The sequence below is a fragment of the Amycolatopsis benzoatilytica AK 16/65 genome, assembly GCF_000383915.1.
In the GTDB taxonomy this organism is placed as follows: Bacteria; Actinomycetota; Actinomycetes; order Mycobacteriales; family Pseudonocardiaceae; genus Amycolatopsis; species Amycolatopsis benzoatilytica.
Map to the genome: position 1 here is coordinate 233,960 of NZ_KB912942.1, position 17,522 is coordinate 251,481.

21 protein-coding genes are annotated in these 17,522 nt (G+C 70.6%); 10 read left to right on the top strand and 11 right to left on the bottom strand.

The features are described from left to right. Positions 1-168 precede the first annotated feature (168 nt). Positions 169-792: an Rv1733c family protein gene (locus tag AMYBE_RS0101105; protein WP_211226787.1), complete on the bottom strand. Its 624-nt coding sequence runs from the start codon at positions 790-792 to the stop codon at positions 169-171. A gap of 442 nt (positions 793-1,234) precedes the next feature. After that, positions 1,235-1,657 carry a hypothetical protein gene (locus AMYBE_RS0101110; protein ID WP_020657479.1) on the bottom strand — a complete coding sequence of 141 codons (423 nt, stop codon included), beginning with the start codon at positions 1,655-1,657 and terminating at the stop codon, positions 1,235-1,237. A gap of 309 nt (positions 1,658-1,966) precedes the next feature. Between AMYBE_RS0101110 and AMYBE_RS45975 the strand changes: the two genes are divergently transcribed. Both AMYBE_RS45975 and AMYBE_RS0101120 read left to right on the top strand, forming a co-directional pair. Further along, on the top strand, positions 1,967-2,578 hold the full coding sequence (locus tag AMYBE_RS45975) for a GNAT family N-acetyltransferase (RefSeq protein WP_034286682.1): 612 nt from the start codon (positions 1,967-1,969) through the stop codon (positions 2,576-2,578). After that, a complete protein-coding gene (locus AMYBE_RS0101120; protein WP_020657481.1) occupies positions 2,523-3,020 on the top strand; it encodes an LmrA/YxaF family transcription factor in 498 nt (165 codons plus the stop codon). Before AMYBE_RS45975 ends, AMYBE_RS0101120 begins: the two co-directional genes overlap by 56 nt. Here the strand turns inward: AMYBE_RS0101120 and AMYBE_RS0101125 are convergent. Both AMYBE_RS0101125 and AMYBE_RS0101130 read right to left on the bottom strand, forming a co-directional pair. Further along, positions 3,017-3,748 (bottom strand): enoyl-CoA hydratase-related protein, encoded by a 732-nt coding sequence (locus AMYBE_RS0101125; protein ID WP_020657482.1) that lies wholly within the window; start codon positions 3,746-3,748, stop codon positions 3,017-3,019. The two genes, AMYBE_RS0101120 and AMYBE_RS0101125, sit on opposite strands and share 4 nt — an antisense overlap. After that, on the bottom strand, positions 3,749-4,945 hold the full coding sequence (locus AMYBE_RS0101130; protein WP_027927265.1) for a cysteine desulfurase-like protein: 1,197 nt from the start codon (positions 4,943-4,945) through the stop codon (positions 3,749-3,751). A 95-nt stretch (positions 4,946-5,040) separates the two neighbouring features. Here AMYBE_RS0101130 and AMYBE_RS0101135 point away from each other — a divergent pair, with 95 nt between their 5' ends. Both AMYBE_RS0101135 and AMYBE_RS0101140 read left to right on the top strand, forming a co-directional pair. Then, positions 5,041-5,673 (top strand): peptide deformylase, encoded by a 633-nt coding sequence (locus tag AMYBE_RS0101135; protein WP_020657484.1) that lies wholly within the window; start codon positions 5,041-5,043, stop codon positions 5,671-5,673. 86 nt (positions 5,674-5,759) lie between these two features. Then, entirely contained in the window at positions 5,760-6,584 is an 825-nt protein-coding gene (locus AMYBE_RS0101140) for an isocitrate lyase/PEP mutase family protein (protein ID WP_020657485.1), read from the top strand. A gap of 89 nt (positions 6,585-6,673) precedes the next feature. Here the strand turns inward: AMYBE_RS0101140 and AMYBE_RS0101145 are convergent, their stop codons facing one another. Further along, a complete protein-coding gene (locus AMYBE_RS0101145; RefSeq protein ID WP_020657486.1) occupies positions 6,674-7,153 on the bottom strand; it encodes a methylated-DNA--[protein]-cysteine S-methyltransferase in 480 nt (159 codons plus the stop codon). Continuing rightward, positions 7,150-8,628, bottom strand: a complete 1,479-nt coding sequence (locus tag AMYBE_RS0101150) for an AlkA N-terminal domain-containing protein (RefSeq protein ID WP_020657487.1) — start codon at positions 8,626-8,628, stop codon at positions 7,150-7,152. The genes AMYBE_RS0101145 and AMYBE_RS0101150 overlap by 4 nt, the downstream gene beginning before the upstream one ends. 296 nt (positions 8,629-8,924) lie before the next feature. Between AMYBE_RS0101150 and AMYBE_RS0101155 the strand changes: the two genes are divergently transcribed. Continuing rightward, complete coding sequence (locus AMYBE_RS0101155) at positions 8,925-9,344, top strand: DUF5709 domain-containing protein (protein WP_020657488.1); 420 nt, start codon at positions 8,925-8,927, stop codon at positions 9,342-9,344. An 18-nt stretch (positions 9,345-9,362) separates the two neighbouring features. Here AMYBE_RS0101155 and AMYBE_RS0101160 read toward each other — a convergent pair whose 3' ends face one another. Continuing rightward, positions 9,363-10,247, bottom strand: coding sequence for a DUF3800 domain-containing protein (locus AMYBE_RS0101160; protein ID WP_020657489.1), 885 nt, complete (start codon positions 10,245-10,247; stop codon positions 9,363-9,365). 498 nt (positions 10,248-10,745) lie between these two features. Here AMYBE_RS0101160 and AMYBE_RS0101165 point away from each other — a divergent pair, with 498 nt between their 5' ends. Continuing rightward, positions 10,746-11,285, top strand: a complete 540-nt coding sequence (locus AMYBE_RS0101165; protein ID WP_020657490.1) for a sigma-70 family RNA polymerase sigma factor — start codon at positions 10,746-10,748, stop codon at positions 11,283-11,285. Then, positions 11,282-11,989, top strand: a complete 708-nt coding sequence (locus AMYBE_RS0101170) for an anti-sigma factor family protein (protein WP_020657491.1) — start codon at positions 11,282-11,284, stop codon at positions 11,987-11,989. Before AMYBE_RS0101165 ends, AMYBE_RS0101170 begins: the two co-directional genes overlap by 4 nt. A 180-nt stretch (positions 11,990-12,169) precedes the next feature. Here the strand turns inward: AMYBE_RS0101170 and AMYBE_RS0101175 are convergent, their stop codons facing one another. Continuing rightward, the gene (locus AMYBE_RS0101175) at positions 12,170-12,859 is read right to left on the bottom strand and encodes an alpha/beta hydrolase family protein (protein ID WP_034286686.1); all 690 of its coding nucleotides are present in this window, start codon (positions 12,857-12,859) and stop codon (positions 12,170-12,172) included. 83 nt (positions 12,860-12,942) lie between these two features. Beyond that, positions 12,943-13,362, bottom strand: a complete 420-nt coding sequence (locus AMYBE_RS0101180) for an FGGY family carbohydrate kinase (RefSeq protein WP_020657493.1) — start codon at positions 13,360-13,362, stop codon at positions 12,943-12,945. On the opposite strand from AMYBE_RS0101180, the gene AMYBE_RS0101185 reads away from it, so the two are divergent. Together AMYBE_RS0101185 and AMYBE_RS0101190 are read left to right on the top strand one after the other, a co-directional pair. After that, a complete protein-coding gene (locus tag AMYBE_RS0101185; protein ID WP_020657494.1) occupies positions 13,327-14,145 on the top strand; it encodes a class I SAM-dependent methyltransferase in 819 nt (272 codons plus the stop codon). The two genes, AMYBE_RS0101180 and AMYBE_RS0101185, sit on opposite strands and share 36 nt — an antisense overlap. Positions 14,146-14,167: 22 nt before the next feature. Beyond that, positions 14,168-14,983, top strand: coding sequence for a class I SAM-dependent methyltransferase (locus tag AMYBE_RS0101190; protein ID WP_020657495.1), 816 nt, complete (start codon positions 14,168-14,170; stop codon positions 14,981-14,983). A 26-nt stretch (positions 14,984-15,009) separates the two neighbouring features. Here the strand turns inward: AMYBE_RS0101190 and AMYBE_RS0101195 are convergent, their stop codons facing one another. Beyond that, on the bottom strand, positions 15,010-15,483 hold the full coding sequence (locus AMYBE_RS0101195; RefSeq protein ID WP_020657496.1) for a hypothetical protein: 474 nt from the start codon (positions 15,481-15,483) through the stop codon (positions 15,010-15,012). A gap of 22 nt (positions 15,484-15,505) precedes the next feature. Continuing rightward, the gene (gene pdxR, locus AMYBE_RS0101200) at positions 15,506-16,918 is read right to left on the bottom strand and encodes a MocR-like pyridoxine biosynthesis transcription factor PdxR (protein ID WP_020657497.1); all 1,413 of its coding nucleotides are present in this window, start codon (positions 16,916-16,918) and stop codon (positions 15,506-15,508) included. A gap of 46 nt (positions 16,919-16,964) precedes the next feature. On the opposite strand from pdxR, the gene AMYBE_RS0101205 reads away from it, so the two are divergent. After that, positions 16,965-17,453 carry a carboxymuconolactone decarboxylase family protein gene (locus tag AMYBE_RS0101205; RefSeq protein ID WP_020657498.1) on the top strand — a complete coding sequence of 163 codons (489 nt, stop codon included), beginning with the start codon at positions 16,965-16,967 and terminating at the stop codon, positions 17,451-17,453. The last annotated feature ends 69 nt before the right edge of the window (positions 17,454-17,522 follow it).

Here is a 17,522-nt window from a genome sequence, read left to right on the forward strand (position 1 = left end):
AGAGTTGACAATCGCCGGAGGGTTCCACAAGACTGTGCGCAGCCGAGTTAGCTGGTGGCTAATTCGGTAGACCGGGGCAGTGCGGAAGGCGTAGTACCGGCCCGGGGCGACGCTGGGGGTGTCGCCCCGTTCGGTCCGCCGAGCGCGGGCCCGGAGGCAGCAGGGGAGCTAGCGGACTGCCTCCGGGCCGGCGAACTGCGCCCAGTCCTCGGCCCAGCGCGCCGCGCGGCGGCGGTCCAGCACCCGGCGGGCGATCCAGAACGCGCCGGCCAGTACTCCGGCCGCGCAGAGCCAGCTGAAGGCGGCGACGAGAACACCGTTGGTGACCGCGTCCGCGTGCGTGAGCGGAGCGGTGGTCTGCTTGCCCGAGTCGTCCAGCCAGATGTCCGTGGTCGCGCCTTCGACCGCGGACGCGCTCGGCACCGTGATGACGCCGGTGCGCTGCGCGCTGTGCGGCGGCTGCCAGACGGCGTTCACGCGAGCGGTGTTGGCGATCGGCGCGCTGTCGCCGACCGACGCGGCGGGCTGAGCGGCGGTGGCGAGCACGGTGGCGGTCACCTGATGCCGGGACTGCAGCTGCGCGTCCGATGCGGCGGTTTCGGAAGAAATGTCCGCACTGCCGATCGTCATCGCGAACGGGACCGCGATCAAGGCGATCAGCGCGAAGATGGCGACGAGGATGCCCTCGATCCGATCCGATCGGCGGACGAGCGGGTTGCGTACGGCGCCGAACCGTCGGAGCAATCGTTTGCTGGGGTGTGGTGGTCTGCCTGCCCTTGTCTTGTTCCGCATGGCTCCCATGGTCCTCCGCTGCGCCCGGGAACGCTGTGTCCCGGACTACGTTTTTCCCTCTTTTCCTGGGGATTCGGTGTGTTTCTGGTTACTTCGGCGGCGGTCGACTACCCGTTTGGGTGACAGATAGCGGCGAGGGTCCGGCCCGGGCGACGAGTGGTCCAGGCCAATGGGGCTAGGGTCGATCCGCGCCGGAAGGATGCGGTGGATCGGTTGCGGGCCTTGGTCTTCGGACGGCTCGGTGCCGATGGAGCGCGGATCCCGACCGGTCGGGTTCTCGTCGGCAGGCGGTGGCGGGTCCTCTCGGTCGACGGCGGAGCGGGCTGTCGGCGGTTGAGTGCCCGGTGGACGGGGCTTCGGCTCGGCGGGCTCACGGCGGATCGGAAAACTCATTCCGGCCGGTGCCCGCGAACCCGCTGAAACGCGGTTTCCGGAAAATTGTTCAGGGAATCAGCCGGATGGTCGTGGTGGCACTGTGCGAACGTCGCCGGGTGATCCCGTGTTCGGCGACGATTCCGAGCTGGATGCTGCGGTCCGCGGGCGCCCAGTACCCGGTGCGCACGAAATAGCCGTCCATTGTGCAGAGCCGGTTCGCGCTCTTGCGGGAACTGATCGGTTCCCAGCCCCATTGCCGCCCGGTCTCCTCGACCCCGTTGCGCCGCACGTGCAGCCGCGGGTTCCCGATCTCCTGGCAGTACGCGCTGCCCTCGGCGATGTAAAGCACCCCGTCGACCTTGTAGAATCGCTTGTCGTCGAGCAGGCTGACCTGGCCGGAGAGAGTGAACCGTACGCGGCCGCCCTCCGCGCCCTGCATCGTCCAGTCGAGGACGAATTCTTTCGTCGAAACCTCGATCGACTGGGTCATGACCGTGTCCCCTTTGCTGCGCAGGCCGGAGCGTCCGGGGAAAATATAGGGAAGAATCGGCGGTCTGCGAAGGTATCGGGAACCGTTTTCACCCGAAGAGGCCCGGCGGACACGGATCGTGGTCGCCGCCCGATTAATCGGTGGAATTACCGCCGATGGGGTATCGCGGATACGAACGGTGAATTCCGCTTGCGCGAAACCGGTGGCGGTCCGCCGCTCGGGGTCCCGGTGGGCGGCGGAGGCCGTGCCGGCAGCGTGACCTCGGCCATGACGCTTGTCATAGCACGCGGGCTGTGCCACCCTGCTGTTATGACGACTGTCATAACAGCGATCAGGCCGGCCACCGCCGGCTCGGTGGCCGAGCTGGTCCGGGCTTCCTCGCCGGAGTCGCTGCGTCGCCGGTTCACCCTCGGCCGCGCGTTCGAGCCGGACGAGATCCTGGCCCGATACGGGCGGTTTCTCCTCGCCGGCACCTCGCTGGTCGCGGAGGCGTCCGGCGTTCCGGCCGGGCTGCTGAACGCGGTCCCGGACGACGAGCGCCGCGTCGAGCTGGGGTTGCTCGTCGCCGACGGATGGCAGCGGCGGGGGATCGCGCGCGGCCTGGTCGGCCTGGTCACCGGCGGCGAACGGTGGCTCGGCTGGACACTGCACGCCACCGTGCAGGAGGGCAACGTCGCAGCGGAAGGACTGCTGCGGGCGTGCGGGTTCCGCTTCGCTCCCGGGTACGGCGGGGAGAATGAGTTCGAGCTGACGGTCACGAAGGAGGCTCTCGATGGCGGAACGGCCGGCGCGCGACCGGATGGTCATCAGCGCTGCGCAGCTGCTGCGTATGCGAGGTCTGAGCGGCACCGGTATGCGCGAAGTGGTGGCACATGCCGAAGCGCCGCGGGGGTCGCTGCAGCACTACTTCCCGGGCGGTAAGGAGCAGCTGTTCGGAGAAGCCATCGACTGGGCTGGCCGTTACGCCGCACGTCGCGTCGCGCGCGCACTGGGCTCGCTTGCCGAGCCGTCGCCGTCTGCGTTCTTCGCGGCGATAGTCGAACAGTGGCGGGCGGAATTCCTCGACATCGGCTTCGAGGGCGGCTGCCCGCTGGTAGCCGCCGTCACCGACAGTCCGGCAGACCTGTTGCGGGAGCGCGCGAACGACGCGTTCCTGCTGTGGCGAAAGCCCATCGTCACAGCGCTCGAGCAGATGGGTGTGCCCGCCGCGCGTGCTGTTTCGCTGGCAGTGGTGATGATCAGTGCGCTCGAAGGAGCCGTGGTGCTGGCGCGGGCCCAGCGCGATGTTTCGGCTCTCGACACAGTCGTCACCGAACTGGGCCCGCTGCTCGACACCGCGGTCGAGAAGGGGCGTCGTCGCTAGCGGCTGAGCTTCGCGCGCAATGTCGCTACCGTGTCCGGATCGTGCAGCAGTTCGCCGAAGTGCGCGGTCTCGGAGTCCATCCGCGCTTCGACGCTCGTGTCCGTGCGGTCGTGCAACAGCGCGCGCGTCGCCTGCAACGCTCGCATAGACCGGGTCGCGAGGGTCGCTGCGCGTTCCGGCACTCGCTTGCGGAGCGCCGTCGAGTCTTCGAGCACTTCGTTGACCAACCCCAGCTGCGCGGCTTCGGCCGCAGGCAGTCGTTCACCGAACAGCAGTAGCTCCGTCGCGCGCTGAGGGCCCACTCGACGCGGCAGTGCGTAGCTGCTGCCGAACTCCGGCACAAGCCCCAACGGCACGAACGGGAACTGCAAGTAGCTGCGTTCTGTCGCGTAGACGAGATCGCAGTGCAGCAGCAGGGTCGCGCCGATCCCGACAGCCGGACCGTCGACCGACGCCAGCACGACAGCCCGCGTCGCGAGCAGCGCCTCCTGAAAGATCCGCGCGGGCGTCTTCTGCCGGTCGCCTGCTTCGTGCGCGAGGAAGTCGCCGAGGTCGTTGCCCGCGGTGAACGCGCCGCCCGACCCAGTAAGGACGACGATCGGAGTGCTGACCGTGTTGAAGGCTTCGGCGAGAGCGAGGTACATCCCTTTCGAGAGCGCGTTGCGCTTCTCGGGCCGGTTGATGGTGACAGTAGTGACCTGCCCGTCGACCGTGGTCTCGATACTCATTCACAGCTCCGTAACGGCGTTGAGCAGCAAATCGACCTCTGCTGCGGTTGTGTACGGCGCGATGCCCGCGCGTACGGCACCAGCCTCGCCGAGGCCGAGGTGCCGAGAACACTCGATCGCATAGAACGTCGCCGCCGGCGCGTTGACGCCTCGCGATGCAAGGTGCTCGTACACGGCCTGCGGCGTGCTGCCCGTGACCGAGAAGAGGACAGTAGGCGTACGCCGCCGCTGTGGCGAGCCGTACCGCACGACGCGCGGCAGCGCGGCCAGTCCGTCGTCCAGCCGTCGCAGCAGTGCGTCTTCGTGCGCTTCGAGTGCTTCGAGCGACGTACGCAGCCGTTCTCGCCGCGTGCCCTCACTGGGTACCAGGCCGGCGAGGAAGTCGATAGCCGCTGTCGTGCCCGCGAGCAGCTCGTACGGCAACGTGCCCAGCTCGAACCGCTCCGGTACCGCGTTGCTGGAAGGCAGCAGCTTGTCCGGCCGCAGCGTCTCCAACAGTTCCGGTGCGGCGGCGAGGAGCCCAAGATGCGGCCCGAGGAACTTGTACGGCGAACAGACGTAGAAGTCAGCTCCCAATGCGGCGATGTCCACCGGAGAGTGCGGCGTGAGGTGCACGCCGTCCACGTAGCTGAGCGCGCCCGCTTCGCGGACCGCCGCCGTGATCGCCGGGATGTCGGGACGCGTGCCGAGCAAGTTGCCCGCCGCGGTCACCGCGACCAGCCGCGTCCGGTCCGTCAGCAGCGAAGTGAGAGAAGCTGTCGACAGCTCGCCGGTCGCCGGGTCGAAGTCGGCCCAGCGCACAGTCGCGCCGCGTGCCTCTGCGGCCTGTACCCAGGGCCGGATGTTGGCGTCGTGATCCAGCCGCGTTACGACGATCTCGTCGCCCGGTCCCCAGTCCTTCGCGAGCGTCCGGGAGAAGTCGTACGTCAGCTGCGTCATGCTCCGGCCGAACACCACGCCCTCCGGACGCGCGCCGAGCAGGTCTGCCACCGCTTGGCGCGCTTCGCGCACGACGCCGTCCGCGCGCCGCTCTGCGGCAGTGACAACGCCACGGTTCGATATGGCGGCACACAGCGTCGACGACACTGCTTCGCCGACTACGTCGGGGACTTGGGAACCACCCGGTCCGTCGAAGTGGGCAGCTCCGCCCTCTAGCGCGGGGAAGTGCTTGCGGATCGCGTTCACGTCGTAGGCCACGGCTGCCACTTTGCCTGATCCCCGGGCGAGTGTCGTGCTCCGCGCGAGTGCGATCATGCCGATAGTCCCGTTGTTCGGTCGGAAAGGGGTTCGCCGTGCTCGCCGAAGAGGTCGAAAAGCTGCTCGCCCAGCCCCTGCCGTGGCCGATCGTGCAGGCAGGCGACCCGGTGCTGCGCGCTGCCGCGAAGCCGTACGACGGCGAACTCAGCGATGCCGCGCTGTCCGCGTTGATCGAAGGGATGAAGGCGACCATGCACGCCGCCCCCGGCGTCGGCCTGGCCGCGCCGCAGATCGGTCTGTCCGTCCGGATCGCCGTGGTCGAAGACGGCGCCCGCGAACGCCCCGGCGTCCCGGAATCCACCCTCGCCGCCCGGGGCATCGCGCCACTGCCGTTTCGTGTGCTGGTGAACCCGGCGTACACCCGAGTGGGCGAGGAAACCGCCGCTTTCTTCGAAGGCTGCCTCAGCGTGCACGGCTGGCAAGCGGTCGTCGCGCGCCCGTTGCGCGTCCAGCTCCGCGGTGCCGACGAAACCGGGGCCGTCCTGGACGAGGAACTCTCCGGCTGGCCAGCTCGGATCATCCAGCACGAAACCGATCACCTGCACGGCATCCTCTACCTGGACCGCGCCGAGCTGCGTTCGCTGTCCACACACGAGGCCGTCGCCCGCCGCTGGGCGCAGCCGACCCCTGTCGACGCCGCCCGCGAACTGGGCTTCGACCTGCCCTGACTTCGCGGCCCCGTTTTTGTCGGTGCCCGCTGATACGTTCCTCCGCAGTCGCCCCGCCCGGGGCCGTCGACTGGGGAGAAACCCACATGACTTCGTTGCAGGACAAGGCAAAGCTCTTTCGCGACCAGCACTCGGACGGCGTTCTGGTGCTCCCGAACGCCTGGGACGCGGGCAGCGCCGTGGCGATCGAACGGGCCGGCGCCCCGGCCGTCGCCACCACCAGCGGAGGCGTCTCCTGGGCGCTGGCCCGCGGCGACGGCCAGCACCTGACCCGCGCGGAAATGCTCGAGGTCATCGCCCAGATCGCCGCAGCGGTAGAAGTCCCGGTGACCGCCGACGTGGAAGGCGGCTACGGCCCAGAACCGGCCGCAGTGGCCGAAACCGTCGCCGGCGTCGTCGCGGTCGGCGCGGTAGGCGTGAACCTGGAGGACTCCCGAGCAGGCACCCTCACCCTGTTCACTCCCGATGAGCAGGCAGAACGCCTGCGAGCCGCCCGCGCCGCCGCCGCGTCGGCCGGCCTGGCGGACCTGTGGGTCAACGCCCGGACCGACGTGTACCTGTTCGGCGTCGGCGAGCCGGAAGGCCGCTACGAGGACGTTGTGACTCGGGCGAACACCTATGCGGAGGCGGGCGCGGACAGCATTTTCGTGCCCGGCTTGGCGGACCTGGAGGTGCTGGCCGCACTCTCGAAGGCAGCCCCGATCCCGGTGAGCGCCATGGCGGGGCCGGGTGCGCCCGCCGTAGCCGAACTGGCCGAGGCCGGGGTGCGCCGGGTGAGCGTGGGAACGGCGATCGCCCAGGCCGCGTACTCGCTGGCCCATCACGCGGCCGCCGAGCTGCTGAACCAAGGCACGTACGGAGAGGTAACCGGAGCGCTGGACTTCGGCACGGTGAACGGCTGGTACCGGTAAGCGATCGGCCGGGAGCGGAGAGGTGCGGGGCGGGTTCGCCGCCCCGCGGCGCACTGGCCGCCGGAGCCCGGGGAACCCGCGCGCCGTACCTACCGCCCGACCTTCTCCAGCTCCAAGAGCCGCCGCTTGCACTCCACGCCGGCCGCATACCCGGTCAGCGTCCCGTCAGTGCCCAGCACCCGATGGCAGGGCACCACGATCCCGATCGGATTCCGCCCGTTCGCCGCCCCCACCGCACGGGCGGCCGTGGGTCGCCCGATCGACTCCGCTAGTTCGCGGTAAGTCGTCGTCTCCCCGTACGGGATCCGGAGCAGCGCTCGCCACACCGTCACCTGAAAGGAGGTTCCCCGAAGCGCCAAGGGAAGATCGAACTCCCGCCGCACGCCGGCGAAGTACTCGCCCAGCTGCCGCGCGGCCTCGGCGAACGGCCGGTCGTCCCGCGGCCCGAACGCGGTCTGCGGAGGCCGATACAGCGCGTCGCCGATGTACAAGCCCGCCAACCCGCCGTCCTGGGCCAGCAAGGTCAACGGCCCCTCCGGGCTGTCGATGACGGTGTGCACCACTGTCATGCCGACGCCGCCGGGATCCGGTTGATCGGGTGGTCCCCAGTCGCCCACAGGTGCTGCACGGCGTAGGCGCGCCACGGCCGCCACCGACCCGCGTGCGCGATCAGAGCGGCGGGGCTGGTCGGCAGGCCGAGTTGCTCGGAGGCGATCTTCACCCCCAGATCGGTCGCGACGAAAGCGTCCGGGTCGCCGAGCGCGCGCATCGCGATCGATTCCACCGTCCACGGCCCGAACCCGGGCAGCGCGGCCAGTTGCGCCCGGGCCTCGACCCAATCGCCGCCGACCGTCAGATCGACCTGGCCCGCGACCAGAGCGGCGACCAGGCCCAGCAGGGTCGAGCGGCGGGTCTTCGGCATGGCCAGCGTTTCCGGATCCAGCTGCGCCAACGCTTCCGGCGACGGGAAGAGGTGGGTCAGCCCGCCTTCGCGGTCCTCGATCGGCGTGCCGTGCGCGAGCACGAGCCGAGCGGCGTGAGTGCGGGCGGCGGCGGTCGAGACCTGCTGGCCGAGGACCGCTCGTACCGCGAACTCGGCGGCGTCGGTCGTGCGCGGGACCCGGCGGCCAGGGGCGGCGGCGACGAGCGGCGCGAGGGTCGGGTCGGCGGCGAGCTGTTCGTCGACCGCGACGGGGTCGGCGTCCAGGTCCAGCAGCCACCGGCAGCGACTGATCGCGGCGGACAGGTCGCGCAGGTCGGCGAGGCTCAGCCGGCAGGCGACGTGATCCGGTTCAGGACGCAGCGCCACGACGCCGTGGCCGTGCGGCAGCCGCAGGGTGCGCCGGTAGGCGCCGTCCCGCCATTCCTCGACGCCTGGCACCGCGGTCGCGATCAGGTGGCCGAACAGGTTGTCCGGACATAACGGCTGCCGGAACGGGAGCCGCAGCGTCAGCACGCCGGGCGAGCTGGTCCGTTTGCCGCCGCGGACGCGCGACCGGAGTTCGCTCGGCGTCAGCGCGAAGACCGCGCGCACGGTCTCGTTGAACGTCCGGATGCTCGAAAACCCTGCCGCATGAGCGATGTCGCTCATCGCCATCGTCGTGGTTTCGATCAGCAGCCGCGCTGTTTCGGCCCGCTGCGCCCGGGCGAGCGCGAGCGGCCCGGCACCCAGCTCCGCCTGCACCTGACGCTCCACCTGCCGCACGCTGTACCCGAGCCGCGCGGCCAGCCCCTGCACGCCCTCCCGATCGACCACTCCGTCGCCGATCAGCCGCATCGCTCGTGCCACGACGTCGGCGCGTTCGTTCCACAGCGGCGAACCCGGCGACGCGTCCGGCCGGCATCGTTTGCACGCCCGGAAACCGGCCGCCTGCGCGGCGGCCGCGCTCGGGTAGAAGCGCATGTTCTCGACCTTGGGCGGCACCACCGGACAGCTGGGCCGGCAGTAGATCCGCGTGGTCAGCACCGCGGTGAAGAACCACCCGTCGAACCGGTCGTCTTTCGATTGCACCGCGCGCACGCAGCGTTCGGTTTCTTGGTACACGCCGACCAGTCTGCCGCGCCGAGCCGGCCAAACCTCGCGAAAAAACGACATCACCCTGACGAGGCGGCCAGCGTTCGCACGGCCGCGCGAGTGTCGGCTACCGCCCTAGCGCCCGAGGCCCCGCGCTTGCGGCAGCTGATCGCGGTGGACGGCACGACTAGCACGAACGCCAGCCCGAAACCGGCGAACACGGCTATCAGCGCAGGACCGCTCCACCAGGTCATCGTTCCGCCACCCCGGGGTGGGCGGCCCGGCTAGCCGCCGGCAGTAATCTGAGCACGCGGAAGGAGGCGGCAGTGGACGACGACATCGAAGACAACGCCGACACCGGCCTGCTCGACCCCGAAGACACCCTCGAGGACGGTGATCCGTACGACGAGGGCTACTCGCCGCCGGAACGTCCGCTCGCGACTCGAGACTGGGGCACCACCGCGGCCGAGGAAGCCGCGGGCGAAAGCTGGGCGGGCAGGCTGTCCCGCGAACTCCCCGACGTAGCGGCCGGCGGCGGCGACGGTCTCGGCGACACGGACGACACGGACGGCGAACTGCTCGACAACGAAGTCGGCGACTCGCGCGCTGGCCGTCTAGTGGCCACGAACGAGGGCTTCGGCCCGGACACCGACGCCGAACTGCACGCGACCGACATCGGCATCGACGGCGGCGCGGCCTCCGCGGAGGAAGCCGCCATGCACCTGGTCGACCCGCGGGACTCGTGAGCGCGCCCGGCCCGGCGGTCAGTCCGCTGGTTCGCCGATCCAGATCGACGCGGGAAGAACATACGGCCGCAACAGCTTGACCAGCTCGGGGTCGCCTTCGCCGTGCAGAGTCTGCTCGGTGAGCCTGCGCGCGACGCCAGCCAGGAAGTCGGCGACCTGCACCCTCGGCTCCGACCGCGAGTCCACGAACCGCAGCGGCGGCACCGGTTCGAGCAGGTGCGCGAGCCGGGCCGGGGTCAGCGACGGCTGCTCGTCGTGAATGACGTTTTCCGGACGCCAGAACGCGATCGTGTCGGCGAGGGCGGGCATCAGCGGGTCGAGCGGCGGGACCAGGGCAGGGTCGGCGAGCAACTGGTCCCGCAAGCCGGTGAGAGGTCCACGGGCGTGCGTCAGGTCGCCCAGGACGTCGGTCTGCGCGAAGAACTCGTCGGGGGTGGTCACCGGAAGCCGGCGGTTCGACGTGTGCAGCAGCCCGGTGAAAGAACGGAGGAAGTCCGCCCAACGTCGTGCACCGTGCCGCGCGGGACCGTCGCGGTGCAGCGTACGGGCGCGCTCATCCGGGCGGCGGCGGAGGCACTCCGGATACGGGGTGAGGTCGACCAGCAGGTCGACTACCTTCCCCGCGAGGAAAAGTGCTTTGTCGACAAGCAGCACACTGGCCGCGTCCGCGAGCGGTTCGGTGAGCAGCCATTCCAGCGCGTCGCGATGTTTTGCGCGCAACAGATGGTTGGCCTTGTACTCGCGCGCCGGCGAACCGATGAGCTCCCGCAGCCGCGCGACGCATGCCGCGGCTTCCTCCGGTTCGAGCCGGACAGCGGCGTGCGCGAACACCGCGGTATTCGCGCCGATCAGATTGACGCCTTCCGCGCCGGACTCGTCGCACGCGATCGTCGGCGGCCGCACAGCTCCCGATCCTGCCAGAGCCGCCGGGCCGGAGGGAACCGTTTTCCGGGGGCTGGGGGCGATCGCGCGATGCCGGGACGGCGCGGACAGCTCCGTAGCGCTGCCCGAGCTGGCCGCCGCCGCGGCTTGAGTCCTTTGTGGAGACCGCGAGCCCCGCCGCCGGGAGCGCGGCCCAGCGTCCGCCTCGCGGCCGGGGAACGCCGATGACACCCGGAACCGCCGGGAGTGCGGTGTGCGCCGCGCTCCCGGCGGCTCCAGGACGGTCGGGCGGCCGGGACGGTGATCCCAGTGCACGGCACCGGCGTGCGCCGACCTGGTGAACAAGCCTTCCGGCCGGATCGTTTTCGAACTTAGCCCAGGTCCGGGGCTTGCCAGCGGCCTGTTCCCCTATCGTGTCGGCGGAACCACGCCTCTGGGCGGGTCCCGAAGGGCGAGCCGGATGCGGTTGAGTGAGAGCGGGTGCGGGACAACGCGCCCGATCGGGAGGATGATCCGGGGATGGCCGGGTTCAGGGCTCGTCACCGGCGGGCGGTTGCGGACGAAGCGCTGGTTCGCGCGCTGTTCGAGGAGCATGGGCGCGCGATGCTCGCGTACGCCACCCGGCTGCTCAGCGACCGGGCGGCCGCGGAGGACGTAGTGCAGGAGGCGCTCGTCCGCGCGTGGCGCAGTCCGGACAGCCTCGTCAATGGGCGCGGGTCGGTGCGCGGATGGCTGCTGACCGTCGTCCGCAACCTGGTGATCGACCGGGCCCGGGCGAAGGAAGCGCGGCCGCGGGAGGTGGCCGAGTCGGCGTCCGGCGGGCCGGTCGAGGCGGACCACGCCGATCAGGTCGTGGACTCGATGGTCGTGCTGGCCGCCCTGGACGGGCTTTCGGCCGAGCATCGCGAGGTGCTGGAGCAGATGTACCTGCACGGCTGCAGCGTCGCCGAGGCGGCCGAGCGGCTCGGAATTCCCCCGGGAACGGTCAAATCGCGCTCGTACTACGGCTTGCGGGCGTTGCGGGAACAGTTCCGGCGAGCGGAAGGAGTGGCCGGATGAACACTGCCGACGAGCACGTCGACCTGGCGGGATACCTGTCCGGTCAGCTCGCGTCGGGCGAACGGCGCGACATCGAGGCACACCTGGCCGAGTGCGAACGGTGCCGGGCGGAGGCGGCCTCGCTGCGGGAGGTGCAGAGCTTCCTCGGCGAGCTGCCGCCGGAAGCGCTGCTGGAAGGTCCGCCGGTCGGCGCGGACGGAGTCGTGCAGCGGACGGTGGACCGGATCCGCGCGGAGTCCCACGCCCAGTTCGACCGCGGCCGGATGCTCGCGCTCGCCGCGGCGGCGGTAGTGGTGCTCGCGGCGCTCGGGATCGGAGTGCTGGTGGGGCGCAGCACTTCTGGGACCGCGGTCGCGGTGCCGCCCTCGCCGGTCATGTCCAGTCCGGCTCCTGTCCCCGGCTCGAAGGTCCTCACCGGCGCGGACGCGAGCGGACGGACCCGGCTGATCGCCAGCATCGTGCCCGCGGCCGGCTGGGTGCGGGTGAACGCTTCCGTCTCCGGGATCCCGGCGGGGGAGAAGTGCCTGCTGGTGGTCCTCGGGAAGAAGGGCGAACGCCAGGTCGCGGGCGGCTGGCTGGTCTCCGAGCAAGCCGCGAAGGACGGCGCGAGCCTGTACGGCTCGGCGGTGGTGGACCCGGCGGAGGTGTCGGCGATCGTCATCGAGAACACGGCTGGACACCGGTTCGTCGAGGCGGATTCGTGAGCGGGAGGGGCGGCCGGACCCGGCTCGGTCGGCCGCCGTCTCCGCGGGCAGTGGTTGACCGCCGTCCCCGCGGACAGCGGTCGTACGGCAGTGTCCGCAGGCGTCAAATGTGCAGCGCTTGCGGACTTCGGCCGTGCCCGCCGTGCATTCCAGCTGGGTCGCCGAATCCGGCTGAGTCTTTCAGCTGAACCGGCGGTCGAGCCATCCCCGGGCCGGTTTCCACGGTTCATCGGCCGGATCGATGAGCCGGAAGTGGTCCACGCCGGGCAGTTCCAGGTACTCCACTTCGTCCCCGGCCGCCACTGCCGCGGCCACGTAGTCTCGGCTGTGCGGTGCCGGGACCCGGACGTCCGCATCGCCCTGCACCACGAGCTGCGGGCACCCGATCGGCAGTTGCCGGATCGGGGACGCCGCCGGGTCGTCGCCGGTCAGGAACAGGCCGGCGGCGCCCTCTCCCAGGTTTTCCGCGCGGGCGCGGGGCACGTCGGTGATGGGGGCCAGTGCCACGACGCCGGACAGCCCGAGGCGTTTTCCGGCCAGCAGGGCCAGATGCCCGCCGGCGGAGTGTCCGATCGCGACGGTCGGCAGCGAGGGCGACGGGGCGACGGCGGCGATCGCGGCCAGCACGTCGTCCAAGGTCTGCGGCCAGCCGCCGGTGTCGCCGTCGATTCGGCGGTATTCCAGGTTCGCCACAGACCAGCCGGCGGAAACCAGATCGGCTGCCATCGGGTCGAGCTGGTGCAGGTCGTGCCGCGCTCGCCACCATCCGCCGTGCAGCAAGACGGCGGTGCCGCGCCCGCCGGGGGCGCCGTGGAGTTCGACGAACTGGCTGGGCTCGCTGCCATAGCGGAGGGTTTCCATACCGGCCATTAGATCACCCTCGCGCCAACCGTTCGTGCGCTCTCGCCAGCCGTTCGTGCGCTGCCCGATACGCCTCGTACTGGCTGGTCAGGTCAGTATTCGGGGGAAAATCCGCTCCGCGGCGACCTCCGCTGGTCCGGCCAGCTGATCGCCGGGGCGAGCGGCACGAGCGCGGCGTTGACCAGCAGATGGGTGTCGACCCGGCGGACGATTCCGGCCGCGCGCACCGCGCCGGCGGGCAGTCCGGAAAGGACGGTTCGCAGCGCGGTTTCCATTGCCTGCCACCAGTCTTCCGGGTCCTGTTCGGCCCAGCCGGGATGCGGCAGGCTGATCGGGCAGGGCTCGGAATGCGCCCAGAGTTCCTGGTCGTCCAGTGCGAACGCGGCGACTTTCACCGCGGTCGTCCCGACGTCGATGCCGAGCAGTGCTGCGTCGTCCAGGCCACCGGGGTACCAGGAATTCGCTACCTTCGAAGCATGACCGCTGCCGAGAACTATCTGCGCGACTACCACGATCGCAAACCGGACGCGATGTCCGTGCTGATCGAGTCCGGCCGGGTGACCGGAGACGGGCGGACGAGTTACCAGGTGCTCGCGGACCGGGTCGCGCCCGCCCGCAACGTGCTCGACCTCGGCTGCGGGGACGGTGCCCTGCTTGCCGTTTTCGCGCGCAACGGCGCGGAAAAGCTGGCCGGCATGGACCTCTCCGAGGGACAGCTGGCGCTGGCCCGGAAGCGCCCGGAGCTGGCGGGTGCGGATCTTCGGCACGGACGTGCGCAGGAACTGCCGTTCGCCGACGCCGCGTTCGAGGCCGTCGTGTCGCACATGGCCTTCATGCTCATGGACGACCCCGAGACGGTCGCCGCGGAGGTGGCCCGGGTGCTGGTGCCGCGCGGGACGTTCGCCATCGTCGTCGGCGGACCCGATTCGACCGGTGCCACCCGGGTGTTCCTGGAGCTGGCCCGGCCGTTGTTCCGCGAAGTGCCGGAGGAACGCCGGGCGACCTACACGAAGGAGCGGCGCACCTCGGAGCGATCGGGCATCGACGAGGTGCTCGCACCGGCCGGATTCGCGCCGGTTTCCTGGGAGCCGTACGAGATCGACCTGACCGCGTCGCCGGAGACGGTGTGGACGTTGTGCTGCGAATCGTTCTACTCGACCGACACCCTCGACGAGGACCAGCGGACCCGGTTGCGCTCGGCGTTCTTGGCCGAGACCGAGCGGCTGCGCACCGCGGACGGCCGGTTGCCGGCGGGACTCTCCGTGAACCTGGCGAAAACCCGTCTGCTGACCTGACGGTTCGCGCTACCGTCGCGGCATGATGACGCCCGCCGAAGAGTTCTTGCGCGATTTCCACGACCGGAACCCGGCAGCCGCGTCCGAACTGGCCGAGCGCGGCACCGTCGACGGGCGCACGGTGTACGAGGTGTTCGCCGACCAGGTGGGCCGGGCTCGGCAGGTGCTCGACCTCGGCTGCGGTGACGGCGCGCTGCTCTCGGTTCTCGCTGGTCGCGGTGCGGAGAAGCTGGCGGGCATCGACCTGTCCGGCAAACAGGTCGAGGCAGCGCGCGGCCGGACCGGCCTCGCCGAGGCAGACCTGCGCCCCGGTCGCGCGCAAGAACTGCCCTTCGAAGACGACAGCTATGACGCGGTCGTGTCATTCATGGCGCTGATGCTGATGTCCGACATCGAACAGGTCATCGCGGAGACCGTACGGGTGCTCCGGCCGCGAGGGGTGTTCGCGATCGGCGTGGGCGGCGGCGGGACGGGCGCGCTCGAGGTGTTCCCGAAGGTCGCGCGGCCGCTGTTCGCGGTGGTGGCGGAGACGCGCCAGGTGCCTGCCTCGGGCGACCCGCGCAGCCGCACCCGGGAAGGGCTCGACGGGCTGCTCGGCCCGGCCGGGTTCGCGCCGGTCGAGTGGCACGAGATGACGGTGGACCTGTCCGGTCCGCCGGACGAGGTGTGGCAGACCTGCCAGGACACCTACTACCAGGTCGAGGCGCTGGACGAGAACCAGCTGAAAGGCCTGCAGACGGCGTTCAAGGTGGCGACCCGGCCGCTGGTCGCGGACGACGGGACGCTCGCCGCGGGCGCCCGGATCAACGTCGCGACGACGCGGCTGGCCGAGGCCTGAGCCGAGCCGTCCGGCCGCGGGCCGGACTAGGTCGCGGCAGCGGCCTGTTCGCCAGCTGACCGCCGGCTCTTCGCCCCGGACCGGCAGGCGTGAAAAATCCAGCCGAGAATCATCAGGAAGTCGACGATCCCGAAGGCGAGGCCGGCGCCGAAGCCGACTTCGTCCGGTCGGTGCAGGTCGACTGCCTTCCGGGGGTCCGCGACGACTTCGACGGTGCTGCCTGGCTTGTCGTGGTTGACGGCAACCGGTCCGCGTTGCCCGTCCGGAGTGATCACGACCAGCGCGTTCTTCGTGTACTTGCTCGGCGGCGTGAACTGCACCGCCGTCCAGTGGCCGCTGTAGCCGGTCGCGGTCGCCTGCACCGGTACGCCGCGCGTTTCCAGGACATAGCCGCTGACCAAGGAATACCCGGTCAGGAAAATCATCACGAGATGCAGGGCGGCGATGAAGATGTTCGGCACGATGAACCAGCCGCTGCGGCCCAGAATGGCGGGCAGCACGACGTTCTGCGGGCGACCGGCGTTAGGGCAGGACCCGGCACAGCGCGGCGAGCGCGCCGGACCACGCGCTCGCGGACGGGGTGCTGAACCCGATCACCAGTGCGTCCCGGTCGGCCGGCGCGTCGGGATGCCGGAACGCGCCGATCCCGTAAACCGCGAGCCCCTGCCACGCGGACCCCTGCCACGCGGACCCCTGCACCACGGCGTCTTCCTCGCCGGCCGGAACGTCCACCAGCACCTGCAGTCCGGCGGACAGCCCAGTCACCCGGGTGTGCGGCGCGTGCTCGGCCAGCGCCGCGACGAGTTGGTCCCGGCGGCGCCGGTAGGTCAGCCGCATCGCGCGGATGTGCCGGTCGTAGCTGCCCGAGGCGATGAACGCGGCCATCGTGAGCTGGTCGACCACGCCGAGGTGCAGATCGCGCTCGCCCTTCGCCTCGGCGGCGAGGCGGGCGATCCGCGGCGGCAGGACCAGCCAGCCCAGCCGCAGGCCCGGGGCGAGTGCTTTGCTCGTGGTGCCAAGGTAAACGACGTGCTCGGGGTCGAGCCCCTGCACTGCGCCGACCGGGCTGCGGTCGTAGCGGAACTCGCCGTCGTAATCGTCTTCCAACACCAGGCCGCCGGTGCGGCGTGCCCAGTCCACGACCGCGGCGCGGCGGTCCGGGTGCAGCGCGACGCCGGTGGGGAACTGGTGCGACGGGGTCAGCAGAACCGCGCCGGCGTCGGGCAAGTCGTCCAGGTGGCCGACCACCGCGCCGTCCGCGTCGACCGGCAGCCGCGGCGTGTCGAGACCGGCTTTGACGAGATGCTGGCGGTGGACTGGCAGCCCGTAGGACTCCACCGCGATCTCCGCGACTCCGCGCTGTTTCAGCACTTGCGCGATGGTCATCAAGCCGTGCGACGCGCCAGTGCAGATCATGATCTGGTCCGGGTGCGCGCGGACGCCGCGGGTGCGCGCGAGATACCCGGCGACCGCTTCGCGCAGTTCAGGACGGCCGAACGGACCGCCGTAGCCAAACGCCTCGTCCGGGGCGTCGGTCAGCGCGCGGCGGGCGGCCTTAAGCCAGTCCGCGCGCGGAAACGCGGACAGGTCCGGCTGTCCGGGACGCAGGTCGTGGTCGATGCGGCGGCGGTGCCGCGGCTTCGGCGGCGTCGGCGCCGCGACGGTCTCCGTGCGCGGGGCGACTCGGGTTGCCGAGCCTTGACGTGCGGTGAGCCAGCCTTCGGCGACAAGTTCCGCGTACGCTTGCGCCACAGTGTTGCGTGCGATGCCAAGGTCCGCGCCAAGAGTCCGGCTGGACGGCAGCTTCGCTCCTGGCGCGAGCCGGCCGGTGCGGATCGCCTCGCGCAGCGCCTCCATGAGGCCGTCGCGCAACCGTGGCCCGCGCAGGTCGAGGTGAAGGTCTTCGCTCAGCGAATTGGCCCACTCTTCGCGCACGGAAATGGACCATAGCAGGGTGCCAATCGTCCGTAGGGTCGATGCCATGACCAGTACCGAAGAACGCCTTCCCGTCCACCAGCCCCGGCTCAAGCTGGCCGAGCTGGCCCCGGAGGCGTACAAGGCGATGATCCGGCTCGACGCGGCGACCCGGCGCGGGGTGGAACCGGTGCTGCTGCACCTCGTCAAGATCCGGGCGTCGCAGATCAACCACTGTGCGTTCTGCATCGACATGCACACGAAGGACGCGCTCGCCGCGGGAGAGACGGTCGAGCGGATCGTGCAGCTCTCGGCATGGGAGGAGTCGAAGCACTTCTACACGGCCAAGGAAACCGCCGCACTGGAGCTGACCGAGGCGATCACCGTGCTCACCGACGGCTTCGTCCCGGACGAGGTCTACGACCGGGTCGCGCCGCAGTTCGACGAGGTCGAGCTGGCGCACCTGATCGCGGCGATCACCACGATCAACGCGTGGAACCGGTTCGCGGTCAGCACGCGGATGGTGGCCGGGGAGTACCAGCCTGGGGACCATTGAGCCACCTGATCTGGACCGCGAGGGGAGACGGACCGGACGAAGACGGTCAGGCTGGCAACGCTGCCGCCT

Excerpts from the sequence above, each read along its gene's own strand:
- AMYBE_RS45975 (WP_034286682.1), top strand. The coding sequence starts at position 1,967 with ATGACGACTGTCATAACAGCGATCAGGCCGGCCACCGCCGGCTCGGTG.
- AMYBE_RS0101110 (WP_020657479.1), bottom strand. The coding sequence starts at position 1,657 with ATGACCCAGTCGATCGAGGTTTCGACGAAAGAATTCGTCCTCGACTGG.
- AMYBE_RS0101145 (WP_020657486.1), bottom strand. The coding sequence starts at position 7,153 with ATGACAGTGGTGCACACCGTCATCGACAGCCCGGAGGGGCCGTTGACC.
- AMYBE_RS0101190 (WP_020657495.1), top strand. The coding sequence starts at position 14,168 with ATGATGACGCCCGCCGAAGAGTTCTTGCGCGATTTCCACGACCGGAAC.
- AMYBE_RS0101170 (WP_020657491.1), top strand. The coding sequence starts at position 11,282 with ATGAACACTGCCGACGAGCACGTCGACCTGGCGGGATACCTGTCCGGT.
- AMYBE_RS0101185 (WP_020657494.1), top strand. The coding sequence starts at position 13,327 with ATGACCGCTGCCGAGAACTATCTGCGCGACTACCACGATCGCAAACCG.
- AMYBE_RS0101205 (WP_020657498.1), top strand. The coding sequence starts at position 16,965 with ATGACCAGTACCGAAGAACGCCTTCCCGTCCACCAGCCCCGGCTCAAG.
- AMYBE_RS0101125 (WP_020657482.1), bottom strand. The coding sequence starts at position 3,748 with ATGAGTATCGAGACCACGGTCGACGGGCAGGTCACTACTGTCACCATC.
- AMYBE_RS0101105 (WP_211226787.1), bottom strand. The coding sequence starts at position 792 with ATGCGGAACAAGACAAGGGCAGGCAGACCACCACACCCCAGCAAACGA.
- AMYBE_RS0101175 (WP_034286686.1), bottom strand. The coding sequence starts at position 12,859 with ATGGCCGGTATGGAAACCCTCCGCTATGGCAGCGAGCCCAGCCAGTTC.
- AMYBE_RS0101165 (WP_020657490.1), top strand. The coding sequence starts at position 10,746 with ATGGCCGGGTTCAGGGCTCGTCACCGGCGGGCGGTTGCGGACGAAGCG.
- AMYBE_RS0101140 (WP_020657485.1), top strand. The coding sequence starts at position 5,760 with ATGACTTCGTTGCAGGACAAGGCAAAGCTCTTTCGCGACCAGCACTCG.